The organism is Embleya sp. NBC_00896, assembly GCF_045207785.1.
Lineage (GTDB): Bacteria > Actinomycetota > Actinomycetes > Streptomycetales > Streptomycetaceae > Embleya.
Genome location: NZ_CP108776.1, coordinates 2,545,163 through 2,557,510, shown reverse-complemented (window position 1 = coordinate 2,557,510; position 12,348 = coordinate 2,545,163). Strand labels below are relative to the sequence as shown.

The 12,348-nt window shown below is 70.3% G+C and carries 8 protein-coding genes and 1 riboswitch; of the genes, 5 read left to right on the top strand and 3 right to left on the bottom strand.

Annotated features, from left to right (window positions below):
- Positions 1–286: 286 nt before the first annotated feature.
- From glgP to OG928_RS11360, 3 genes are all read left to right on the top strand, one after another.
- Positions 287–2,899 carry an alpha-glucan family phosphorylase gene (gene glgP / locus OG928_RS11370; protein WP_406282543.1) on the top strand — a complete coding sequence of 871 codons (2,613 nt, stop codon included), beginning with the start codon at positions 287–289 and terminating at the stop codon, positions 2,897–2,899.
- A gap of 93 nt (positions 2,900–2,992) precedes the next feature.
- Positions 2,993–3,060, top strand: a riboswitch (guanidine-III (ykkC-III) riboswitch).
- Between the two features lie 11 nt (positions 3,061–3,071).
- On the top strand, positions 3,072–3,950 hold the full coding sequence (locus tag OG928_RS11365) for an MBL fold metallo-hydrolase (protein WP_406282540.1): 879 nt from the start codon (positions 3,072–3,074) through the stop codon (positions 3,948–3,950).
- Between the two features lie 115 nt (positions 3,951–4,065).
- Positions 4,066–5,352, top strand: coding sequence for an Ig-like domain-containing protein (locus tag OG928_RS11360; protein ID WP_406282537.1), 1,287 nt, complete (start codon positions 4,066–4,068; stop codon positions 5,350–5,352).
- An 85-nt stretch (positions 5,353–5,437) separates the two neighbouring features.
- Here the strand turns inward: OG928_RS11360 and OG928_RS11355 are convergent, their stop codons facing one another.
- Positions 5,438–7,810, bottom strand: coding sequence for an MMPL family transporter (locus OG928_RS11355; RefSeq protein WP_406282534.1), 2,373 nt, complete (start codon positions 7,808–7,810; stop codon positions 5,438–5,440).
- 333 nt (positions 7,811–8,143) lie between these two features.
- Here OG928_RS11355 and OG928_RS11350 point away from each other — a divergent pair, with 333 nt between their 5' ends.
- Both OG928_RS11350 and OG928_RS11345 read left to right on the top strand, forming a co-directional pair.
- Positions 8,144–9,430, top strand: coding sequence for a sensor histidine kinase (locus tag OG928_RS11350; RefSeq protein WP_406282531.1), 1,287 nt, complete (start codon positions 8,144–8,146; stop codon positions 9,428–9,430).
- Positions 9,430–10,122 (top strand): response regulator, encoded by a 693-nt coding sequence (locus OG928_RS11345; RefSeq protein ID WP_406282528.1) that lies wholly within the window; start codon positions 9,430–9,432, stop codon positions 10,120–10,122. Before OG928_RS11350 ends, OG928_RS11345 begins: the two co-directional genes overlap by 1 nt.
- 84 nt (positions 10,123–10,206) lie before the next feature.
- Here OG928_RS11345 and OG928_RS11340 read toward each other — a convergent pair whose 3' ends face one another.
- Both OG928_RS11340 and OG928_RS11335 read right to left on the bottom strand, forming a co-directional pair.
- Entirely contained in the window at positions 10,207–10,980 is a 774-nt protein-coding gene (locus OG928_RS11340) for an enoyl-CoA hydratase/isomerase family protein (RefSeq protein WP_406282525.1), read from the bottom strand.
- A gap of 121 nt (positions 10,981–11,101) precedes the next feature.
- Positions 11,102–12,301: an Ig-like domain-containing protein gene (locus OG928_RS11335; protein ID WP_406282522.1), complete on the bottom strand. Its 1,200-nt coding sequence runs from the start codon at positions 12,299–12,301 to the stop codon at positions 11,102–11,104.
- Between the last annotated feature and the right edge of the window lie 47 nt (positions 12,302–12,348).

Sequence of the window (12,348 nt, the reverse complement as noted above, 5' to 3'; positions counted from 1 at the left end):
CGCTCGGGTCCGCCTCTCACCGCTGCGCGGCGGCCATTGCTCGTGACGCGACCACCAAGCGGGGACCGGGTGGGGCCCGACCCGCGACCGTGGACGACGGATGTCTGGTGTGTCCGCAGTACGGCGGGGGATGAGGGCCCGGCTGTTCAACGATCATCGAGCCGATCGGGGCACGGTCCATATGGTGTAAAAACACCCCCATAGACATCCGCAAGATCTTGCCGGCTTTGCAAGCGCACTGCATCCACTGTCGCAAGTCCTGCCGCCTTCCGGCTAGGGTCGCAGCGTGAGAGCAATCCGCAGATTCACCGTGCGTACGGTTCTGCCCGCTCCGCTGGAGCCACTGGGTGAACTGGCGATGAACCTCCGCTGGTCCTGGCACGCGGAGACCCGCGACCTGTTCGAGTCGATCGATCCGGATACCTGGGCCGCGGTGGGCCAGGATCCCGTCCGTCTGCTGGGCACCGTCCCGAACGACAAGCTCGGCGTCCTCGCCGAGGACCGCCGCTTCCTTGACCGACTGCGGGTCGCAGCCGAAGACCTGCACGAATACCTGACCGGACCTCGTTGGTACCAAACCCTGTCGGCGGTGGGCACAAGCCCCGATTCGCCGCCGGCCGCGATCGCGTACTTCTCGCCGGAGTACGGCATCACCGCGGCACTTCCGCAGTACAGCGGGGGATTGGGGATCCTCGCGGGCGACCACCTGAAGGCCGCGAGCGACCTCGGCGTACCGATCGTCGGAGTCGGCCTGATGTACCGCCACGGGTACTTCCGGCAGTCGCTGTCCCGGGACGGCTGGCAGCAGGAGCGCTACCCGCTGCTCGACCCCAACGAGTTGCCACTGACCCTCCTTCGGGGTGCCGACGGTGCACCCGCACGGGTGGTCATCGGACTCCCGACGGGTGAGTTGCACGCGCGGATCTGGAAGGCCCAGGTCGGCCGGGTGCCACTGCTGTTGCTCGACTCGGACATCGAGGAGAACGACTCGGCCGAGCGCGAGGTGACCGATCGTCTGTACGGCGGGACGAGTGAGCATCGCCTGCATCAGGAGATGCTGCTCGGCATCGGCGGCGTGCGGGCTTTGCGGGCATTTTGCGAGATCACCGGTCATCCGGCGCCCGAGGTCTTCCACACCAACGAGGGCCACGCCGGCTTCCTGGGCGTCGAGCGGATCCGCGAGTTCACCTCGGCCGACGGGCTCGACTTCGACGCCGCCCTGGAGGCCACCCGGGCGGGCACGGTCTTCACCACCCACACACCGGTGCCGGCCGGTATCGACCGGTTCGGGCGCGACCAGATCCAACGGCACTTCGGCGGCGGCCTCGCATGTCCGGGAGTTCCGGCGGATCGGGTCCTGGCGCTCGGCGCGGAGACCTATCCGGGCGGCGACCCGGGCGTGTTCAACATGGCCGTGATGGGTCTGCGCCTCGCGCAACGCGCCAACGGCGTGAGCAAGTTGCACGGCCGGGTCAGCCGGGGGATGTTCGACGGCCTGTGGCCGGGCTTCGACACCACGGAGGTGCCGATCACCTCGATCACGAACGGCGTACACGCGCCCACGTGGGTGGACGGCGACGTGCTCGACCTGGCCTCGCGCGAAGCCGGCGTCGAACTCGCGGAGGATCCCGCCGCATGGGCGGCGATCGACCGGCTCTCGGCCGGCTCGGTATGGGAGCTGCGCCGCGCGCTGCGCGCGAAGCTGGTCACCGAGGCGCGTACCCGCCTGCGCGCGTCCTGGAAACAACGCGGCGCCGGCGAGGCGGAGTTGGGCTGGATCGAGGACGTCCTGGATCCGGACGTGCTGACCATCGGGTTCGCCCGCCGGGTCCCGTCGTACAAGCGGCTGACCCTGATGCTGCGCGACCCGGCCCGGCTGCGCGGGATGTTGCTGCATCCCGAGCGGCCGATCCAGATCGTGATCGCGGGCAAGGCGCACCCGGCCGACGAGGGCGGCAAGCGGCTGATCCAGGAGCTGGTGCGGTTCGCCGACCACGAGGACGTGCGGCACCGGATCGTCTTCCTGCCGGACTACGACATCGCGATGGCCCAGCACCTGTACCCGGGTTGCGACGTCTGGCTGAACAACCCGTTGCGCCCCTTGGAGGCGTGCGGGACCTCGGGTATGAAGGCCGCGCTGAACGGCTGCCTGAACCTGTCGATCCTCGACGGGTGGTGGGACGAGTGGTACGACGGCTCGAACGGTTGGGCGATCCCGACCGCCGACGGCATCGTCGACGTGGACCGCCGCGACGACCTCGAAGCCGCGGCGCTGTACGACCTGATCGAGAACTCGGTCGCGGCCAGGTTCTACGACCGGGGCCCGGAGGGGCTGCCGACCCGGTGGCTGGAAATGGTCCGGCACACGCTGGCCACCCTCGGCCCGAAGGTCCTCGCGGACCGGATGGTCAAGGACTACGTCGACGTGCTGTACGCGCCGGCGGCGCTCGCGGGCCGGGCGATCACCGGCACGGCGGCGCGTGAGCTGGCCGACTGGAAGGCACACGTGCGGCGTTCGTGGTCGGGCGTTCGGGTCGACCATGTCGAGTCGAACGGGATAGGGGACGCCCCCGAGGTCGGCAACACGCTGAACCTGCGGGTGTTCGTCTCCCTGGGCGAACTGGCGCCCTCCGACGTCGAGGTCCAGGTCGTGCACGGGCGGGTCGACGGCGCGGACCGGATCGTCGACGGCACGGTGGCCCCGCTCAAGGCGGGCCGCCGCGACGAGCACGGCCGCTGGTTCTACGAGGGCTCGCTGGCGCTGGACCGCACCGGCCCGTTCGGCTACACGGTCCGGGTCATGCCGACCCACCCGCTCCAGGCGGGCCCGGCCGAACTGGGCCTGATCGCGAGCCCGCCGGAAAGCGAGGGCATCGCGGAGGGCGTGCCGCTCCGCTAGTGCCGTGACGGCCACGTCCGGTTCGGCCCCGCCATCGCGACGATGGCGGGGCCGAACCGGTTTCGGCACGCGATCGCTCTGGTAGCTTCCGGCGCGGAGGCTCCCGAGGGTCTGCCCCGGACGAGATGTGCGCCGTACCCGGTCCGCAAAGACGACGCACGGAGGAGACGCGATGACGGACTCTGACGTGCGGTGGATCGACTTCGGGACGACCGCGGCGGTGCCGCGCGGGCTCGATGTCGCCTGGATCCACGGATCCGAGTCGGCGAAGCACAACACCGACGTGGACATCCAGGTGCACGCCTACGACGAACACACGCTGATCCTGCGGCAGAACATGGCGATCAACTACGAGGCGCCGTTCATGTTCCTGCTGTTCGGGAACGAGCGGGCGGTGCTGATCGACACCGGCGCCACGGCGTCCGCCGACTTCTTCCCGCTGCGGCGGGTCGTGGACGGGCTGGTCGCCGACTGGCTGCGCGCGCACCCGCGCGAGGACTACCGACTGCTCGTACTGCACACCCACCCGCACGGCGATCACGTCGCGGGCGACCCCCAGTTCGTCGGGCGTCCCGGTACCGAGCTGGTCGACGCGAACGACGCGTGGGCGTACTTCGGGTTCGACGCGGAGCCGGCCCGGGTGTCCCGGGTGGATCTGGGCGGGCGGGTGCTGGAGTGCTTCGCCGGGCCCGGGCACCACCGGCTGGCCGTGGTGTTCCACGACGCGCATACCGGGTTCCTGCTCACCGGTGACACCGTCTACCCCGGTCGGCTGTACATCGAGGACTGGGCCGCGTTCGGCGCCACCGTCGACCGGCTGATCGCGTTCGCCGCGAGCCGGTCGGTCACGTACGTCATCGGCTGCCACATCGAGATGAGCGGCGAACCGGGCGTGGACTACCCGATCCTGACCACGTATCAGCCGAACGAGCCGGCGCTGCAGATGACCGTGCGGCAGTTGCGGGACCTGCGACATGCCGTCGACGAGGTCGGCGATCGGCCCGGCCGGCACGTCTTTCCCGACTTCGTGATCTGCCGTCGGGACGCTTGATCCGCGCCCCCGGTTCGCCCCGTGCCGGGTGATCCACCTCATACCCCCGCGCCGTAACGATGGGGGTGCGATATGTCGTCATCTCCTCTGGTACCGCGGCGACTTAGGGAGATCCATGCCGAGCACGGCAACAGAGGCGATATCCGGACCCGGCGACGGGAGGCGCCGCTCGCGACGGGTGCGCGCGGTGCTGCCCACGCTCGCGGTGTGCGTAGCGCTGCTGGGCGTGGGTGCGTGCGGAGGCGGGGGCGGGGACGACGAGAAGAAGACCAAGGATCCCGGCGTCGCCGCGACCAAGGGCACCGGCGGTGGCGGCGACGCGCCGCAGACGTCCAAGGCCGTGGTCACGATCGTGCCGAAGGACGGCGCCACCGACGTCGCCACCGACGGCGCGCTGAAGGTGAGCGCGGTGGCCGGGAAGCTGACCCAGGTCACCGTGACCACCTCGGAGGGCAAGGCCGTCGAGGGCACGCTGAGCCCGGACGGGGCCACGTGGACGCCCGGCGCGGCGCTGCAGACCGGCACCAAGTACGCGGTGTCCGCGACCGCGACCGACGCCGCCGGGCTGCTGTCGGCGATGCAGTCCTCGTTCACCACGCTCACGCCGGCGAACACCAACTACGGCGTCTTCAACATCGACGCGAACGCGACCTACGGCGTCGGCATGATCGTCTCGCTGGAGTTCACCAAGGCGGTCACGGACAAGGCGGTGGTGAACCAGGCGGTCACCGTCACCTCGGAGCCCGCGGTCGACGTCAAGGGCCACTGGTTCGGCGACAAGCGGTTGGACTTCCGGCCGGAGAAGTACTGGGCGCCCGGTACGAAGGTGACCCTGCACCTGAACCTGGACGGGAAGCAGACCTCGCCGGGGGTCTACGGCAAGCAGAAGAAGGACGTCACCTTCACGGTCGGCCGCGCGCAGACCAGCGTCGCCGACAACACCGCGCACACGCTGACCGTCACCCGCGACGGCGCGGTGCTCAAGAAGCTGCCGGCCAGCCTGGGCGACGCGCAGTTCACGACGTACAACGGCAAGATGACGATCATGTCCAAAGAGCCCACCGTGCACATGCAGTCCCAGTCGATCGGTCTCGACAAGGGCGAGTTCGACATCCCGGACGTCCCGCACGGCATGCGGCTGAGCGTCACGGGGACGTACGTACACGGCAACTACTGGCGCAAGCCCCCGCCGTTCGGCAAGGAGAACACCAGCCACGGCTGTGTCAGCCTGCAGGACGTCAAGGGCGGCGGCGACCCGAACATGGCCGCCGCGTGGTTCTACAAGGAATCGCTGATCGGCGACGTCGTCGAGGTGATCAACTCGCCCGACAAGGTGATCGCCGCGGACAACGGCTGGAGCGGCTGGACGATGGCGTGGGACAAGTGGACGGCGACGAGCTGACCGCCCGCCGCCGCTGAGTCTCGCTGCCCATGCCCGAAGGGGCGGTGCCGGATCACCGGCACCGCCCCTTCGGTCGTCCGCTCGGTCATCCGCGCGGATGGTCCTGCCGGTGGGGCGGATAGGGCTGCTGCTGATGCGGCGGCTGCTGCAACGGGTGGTACGGGGCGTTTTGGTAGCCCTGTTCGGCGTACGGTGCGGTCCCGTACGCCCCGGCCGGGTGCGTCACGAGCGTCCGGTCCGAGTCCGCCGCGCCGTAGGACCCGTACGAACCGTCCGACCCGCCCGACTCGCCCGACTCGCCCGACTCGTACGAGCCTTTCGGGTCGCCGTGCCGCCCGGCCTTGGGCCGTCGCGGCCACCACAGCCCGCGGCCCAGGATCGCGGCGATGGCGGGCACCAGCACGATCGACAGCACCATCGACGACAGCAGGATGCCGAGCGCGGTCGCGAAGCCGATCTCCGCGGTCGAGGGGCTGGCCGCCAGGCTCGCGAAGGAGCCGGCCAGGACGAGACCGGCCGTGGCGATCGCGGGCGCGGTGTGCTTGACCGCCTCGGCCACCGCCTTCCGGGCCGGGACCGGCTTGTCCATCTCCTCGCGGAGCCGGTCGCTCATCAGGATGTTGTAGTCGGTGCCCAGCGCGACCACGAACAGGAACAGCACGAGCGGCAGCGTGAACGAGACGCCCGGCCGGTCCAGCCCGTGCTGGAAGACCAGCGTCGCCGCACCGAGCGTGGCCACGAAGCCCAGGCCGACCGCGATCATCAACACGATCGGCGCGAGCAGCGAGCGCAGGAGCAGGAACAGGATCAGGGCGATCAGGATCGCGGCGACCGGGAAGACCAGCTTGAGGTCCTTGTCCACCGACTCCGCCACGTCCGCGAAGATCGCCGCCGTGCCGGTGATGTGCGCCTCGGTGCCCTCCGGGGTGTTCTCGGCGATCGTGCCCCGGACCGGGCCGGAGATCAGGTCGCGCGCCTTCTGGGTATCGGCCTTCGCGGCCAGGAACACGTCGATGCGGGCGGCCGAGCCGTCCGCGTTCAGGGCCGGCGCGGCGACCTGGCCGACGCCCTCGACCTTGCCCAGGGCGCCGGTCAGGCCGGTGAGCGAGCGTTCGTCGAGCTTGCCGCCGCCCTTGGACTGCACGTACACGGTGTGCGGGTCGGACACGCCCGCCGGGAGCGAGCGGGAGATCTCCTCGGCGACCTTGATCGCGTTCGTCCTGGGCTGACCCTGCTGGTCGTAGCTCATCGCGACGCCGATCGCACCGGCCCCGAGCGCGCCGAGCAGGGCCAGGCTGCCGACCAGGTAGCGCACCGGCCGCGTGCTCACCTTCACACCCAGGCGGGCGGCGAAGCCCTCCGGACGCTCCTTCTTCCACGCCCGAGCGGGCCAGAACATCCCGCGACCGCACACCGCGAGCATCGCGGGCATCAGGGTCAGGCTGCCGAGCAGGGCCACGAGCACCGCGACCGCGATCGCCGGGCCGAGCACCCGGAACTGGCCGAAGGTGGCGATGCCCAGGGTGGCGAACGCCGCCACGATGGTCAGGGCCGCGCACGTGATCGCGTTGCCCACCCGACTCGCGGTGGCCGCGGCGGCGGTGCGGGCGTCCTGATCCGGGTTGGCCCGCAGTTGTTCGCGGAAGCGGAACAGCAGGAACAGGAAGTAGTCGATGCCGATGCCCAGGAGCACGACGGTGATCAGGGACGGGACGGACGGGTCGAGCTTGATGTCGAGGAGCTTCGCCGAGCCGGCCACCGCGCCGGTCGCGACGCCGCCGATCAACGCCACCGCGAGCAGCGGCAACAACGCGGCCAGGATGCTGCGGAAGACCAATACGTTCAGCAGGACGATAAGGCCCATCGTCAACGCGCCGACGATTGCCTCGGTTTCCTTTGCCTCCTCCGCCGCGTCGACCGTGTTCGCGAGACCGCCGGTGAAACCGACCCGGAATCCGGCGGCCTCGAAATCGGCCTTGGCGAGGGCCCGGGCGTCTCGGTAGACGTCCTGCAGACCCGTGTCGTTCATATTGCCGGCCAGCGAGAGCGAGACCAGTTGGAACGTCCCGTTCGGGGCGACCATCCCGACCGCGAGGCGCGGGGTCTGCGAGAAGTCCTCGGCGAACTGCTCCGGCTCCGCCTCGATCGGCTTCTTCGCCAGTTCGGCGGTGGTGTCGGCGATCTTCTTCCGGTCCTGCGGACCGAGCTTGGCGCCGTCCGCACGGGCGACGAGAACGGTCACCGCGTTGGGATCGGGCTTCTCGTCGAATTTCTTCTCGGCGATCTGAAGAGCCGCCGCCGAGTCGTATTCCTTCGGCAGGAAGTCACCGGTCTGGGAATCGGTGACGCTGTTCATCAACGGTTGTCCGACGGCGGTCAGGCCCAGGCCGAAAATTGCCCAGACGATGATGGTCAGCCATCGATGACGAGTGGCGAACGCGGTTGTTCTTTGAATCATTTTCCTTCTCCGCCGTCGGATCGAAACGCGGGAGCTCGATGCGAGAACTCCGGATTGACACAAGGTCATCACGCGCGCCCCCCTCGGGACATCGACCGGGGGAAGGGGAGCGGACCGGGACCTCGGTCCGGGAGCACCGCGCAACCAGGACTCCGGTACGGGGGCGGGGATCGTCCGTGGCGGGGTTCAGGAAGGGCGGCGGAGACGATGGAATGGATCAATCGACCGCGTCCGTGCGAGCGGTCCCGACGGAGGTGACCCCGGCCGGGCGGTGATGCCGACCCGGCGGCGGCCCAACCGTCGAACAGCACCGAACCCGAAGGAGGCCCATGGATGGGCGCCGACCACCGCTCAGCGGCCGGCCCGGGCACGATGGCCGTGACCAGGCCGGGCGCGTCGACGCCCCCGACCGGGTCCGCCGTCGAGCAGGCCGACCCGGGGCCGCCTCCGGGGCTGTTCGGGTTGGCCCGACGACGGGTCACGGCCTTCCCGTACAACCGCAACGACCTGCTGATCGCGCTCGCGTGTGCCGCGGCCGACGCCGCCTCCTACACCGCGGCCGGCCGGATCGACGGCCCGTACACGATCGTGCTCAGCGTGCTCCTGCCGGTCGTCGGCGGCGCGCTGCTGATCGTGCGGCGCCGGTATCCGCTGTATGTACTCGCCGGGGTGGTGGCCCTGCATCTGGCGCTGAGCCTGACCGTCACGGTGACCACGCACAACTCCGGTCTGACGTTCTGCGTCGCGTTGTACACGGTGGCTCGAACCCGAGACCACCGCACCATCGGCATCGCCGCCGCCGGGGTGTTGGTCGGCCAAGCGGTGCGCACCTTCCGGAGCGGCGAATCGATCCCGGTGGGGGTATCCGTCGACGCGATGCTGATCGTGATGGTGATCGCCATCGCGATCTGGGTGCGCCGGTGGCAGGACCAGGTGGCGCTCAACCGGAGGCTGCTGGCCGACCGGGCGGTGACCGAGGAGCGGCGGCGGATCGCGCGCGAGCTGCACGACATCGTGGCGCACCACATCACCACGATGTACCTGATGTCCGGGGGAGCGCGGGCCACCCTCGACCGTGAACCGGAGACCGCGCGGGCCGCGCTGTTCACGCTGGAGTCGTCCGGCCGCACGGCGCTGCGCGAGATGCGCCAACTCCTCGGCGTACTGCGCAGCACCGACGTCGCCGAGGAGGCGCCCTCGGAGCCGCAGCCGGGGATCCACGAGATCGACCGATTGATCACCGAGTCGCGCGCGGCCGGGCTGCCGACCGAGTACGAGGAGTTCGGAACGCCGCGCCCGGTGCCGCTGACGATCGAGCTGACCCTGTACCGGATCGTGCAGGAGGCACTTACGAACGCGCGCAAGCACGCGGGACACGCGCGAGCCTTCGTCCGGCTCGAGTATCGGCCGGACCGGGTCGCGGTGGAGATCCGCGACGACGGCGACGGCGGCGGCGGGGCGGCCGCGATCGAGGGCGGCGGGTACGGTCTGCTGGGCATGCGCGAACGCGTCGCCGTGCACGGCGGGACGCTGGAGGTGGGCAGACAGCCCGAAGGCGGATACCGGGTGGCCGCGATCGTGCCACTGCCGCCGCAGGAGCCAGGAGAGGAATGGAATTGATGAGCGTGGACGCGGCACCCGCGGTCACCGTGCTGCTCGCGGATGATCAGCCGCTCGTGCGTCGGGGCCTGGCGATGATCCTGCGCTCCGACCCGGGCATCGAGGTGATCGGCGAGGTGGGCGACGGCGCGCAGGCGATCGAGGCCGCGCATCGGCTGCGCCCGAACGTGATCCTGATGGACATCCGGATGCCCGTGCTCGACGGCGTCAAGGCCACCGCGCGGCTGACCGAGGAACTGCCCGAGTGCCGGGTCCTCGCGCTGAGCACGTTCGACATGGACGAGTACGTGGTCGGTGCGCTGCGCGCCGGGGCGATCGGCTTCCTGCCCAAGGACGTGCTGCCCGAGGACCTGATCGCGGCGGTCCACACCGTCCACCTCGGCGAGGCCGCGGTCGCGCCGCGGCTGCTGACCAGGCTGATCGAGTCCTTCGTCAAGGGCCCCTCGGCCCCCCAGCCCTCGGCGTCCGGCCTGCGCGAACTCACCCCGCGCGAGGTGGAGGTGCTTCGCATGATCGCCGCCGGCCTCGACAACGCGGAGATCGCCCAGGGGATGGGCATCGGCGTCCAAACGGTGAAGAACCACGCGACCGGCCTTTTCGCCAAACTCGGGGTCCGCGACCGCGCCCAGGCGGTGGTCTTCGCGTACGAGTCGGGCCTGATCCAGGCGGGCCGCTCCACCCAGGGGGGCTGAGCGGGGGGCGGCAGCACCCGGCACGACGGCGAAGCCGGCCGGCCCCCGGGACGGTGTCGATTCCCGAGGGGCGGCCGCGTTCGGTCAGCGTCCGGAGAACTTGGGCTTCTCCTTGGCGACGAAGGCCGTCATACCGGTGTCCCGGTCCTCGGTGGCGAACAGGCCGGTGAACTGGAGGCGTTCCAGCTCCAGGCCGGTGGCGAGGTCGACCTCCAGACCGCGGTCGATCGCCTCCTTCGCGGCGCGCAGCGCGTACGCCGGGCCGTTCGCGAACTGCGCGGCCCACTTCACCGCCTCGGTGTACACGTCCGCGGCCGGGACCACGCGGTCCACCAGGCCGATCGCGAGTGCCTCGTCGGCGGCCACGAAGCGGCCCGTGAAGATCAGGTCCTTGGCCTTGGCGGGGCCGATCAGCCGCGGGAGCCGCTGGGTGCCGCCCGCGCCGGGGATGACGCCCAGGGTGATCTCCGGCTGGCCGAGCCTGGCGTTGTCGGCGCACACCCGGACGTCCGCGCACAGCGCGAGCTCGCAGCCGCCGCCGAGCGCGAAGCCGGTGACCGCCGCGACGACCGGCTTGGGGATCTCGGCGACGGCGGTGAACGCGGACTGGAGCGCGGCGCCGCGGTCGACCATGTCGGTGTACGACATGTTCGCCATCTCCTTGATGTCCGCGCCGGCCGCGAACACCTTCTCGCCGCCGTACAGCACGACCGCGCGCACGTCGGCGCGCTCGCCCGCCTCGTGCGCGGCCGCGCGCAGCTCCTCCTGGAGTTGCAGGTTCAGCGCGTTCATCGGCGGCCGGTTCAGTCGGATGGTGCCGATGCCGTCGGCCACTTCCAGGTTCACGAATTCGCCCATGACGGTCTCCTCTGGTCTGCCCTGATGGTCCTTCAGCAGACCCTAGGCGCCCGCACCGTGTCACCATGCGAGCGGGGCCGCGACCGGATCGGTCGCGGCCCCGCTCCAACCCCCGGCGCCGCTACCGCGTGGGCGTGCCGCCCGCCGAGGCGCTGCCCGCGGTCCACTTGTCCCAGGCCAGGTTCCAGTCGCCGAAGCCGTTGTCGGCGGCCACCACGTCCTCGTCCGAACCGGTCACCTCGACGACGTCACCCGCGATCACCCGGTCGTAGAACCACTTGGCGTTCTCCCGGGTCATCGAGACGCAGCCGTGGCTGGTGTTGCGGGAGCCGAACACGCTCGGGTCGGCCCAGTAGTTGCCGTGCACGAACGTGCCCGACGTGGTGATCCGGATCGCGAACGGCACGTCGTCGATGTCGTACTCGCTGCCGAGGCCGACCGTCTGCGAGTTCATCCGGGTCTTCTCGAACTTCTCGGTGACCACCATCTTGCCGTTCCACGTGCTGTACTTCGGCGATTCGCCGGCCGTGATCGGGATGGTCTTCACCAACTGGTCGTTCTCGTAGACCTTCATCGTGTGCGCCTTGGCGTCCACCACGGCGATCCGCTTGGTGGGCGCGATCTTGAAGCTGTAGCTCTTGAACTGGTTGGCGATCGCGCCGTTGCCGACGTCGACGCCGCGCAGGTTCAGGTTGACCTTCACGTTCGTGCCCGGCGCCCAGTAGTCCTTGGGCCGGAAGTCCACCCGTGTGTTGTCGAACCAGTGCCACGCGCCCTCGACCTTGGGCTCGACGTCGACCGAGAGGGCCTTCTCGACGGCGGCCTTGTTCGTGACGGGGTAATCGAAGGTCAGCGACACCGGGAAGCCCACGCCGACGGTCGAGCCGTCCTCGGGGCTGAACCGCGCGGTGACCTTCTTGTCGGCGGACAGCGTGCTGAACGTCGCACGCGCGGTGGTCGGCGCGTTGTCGGCGTTCGTCGCGGTCGCGGTGATCGTGTACTTGCCGCCGAGGGTGAACGCGACCTTGGGCTTCCAGGTCTTGCCGTCCGCGTCGAGCGCGCCGTCGACCGGCTCGTTCTGCGCGTTGACGACCTTGACCTCGCCGAGCTTGCCGCCGACCACCGCGACCGTGACGGGGGCCTGCGGGTCGATCGCGTTCGCGCCGTCGGCGGGGGTCAGCGTGATGGCGGCCGGGTCGGCGCCCTTCTTCTGACCGCCCTTGGCGGTCGAGGTGGTGCCGTCCTTCGGCTTCTTGTCGCCGCCGTCGTCCGAGCTACAGCCCGACACGAGCAGGAGGGCGCCGAGCATCAGTGCGGGCACGACGCGCCACCGTGCCCGTGACCGCCCCGAGAGCGGCTTCGATCCTC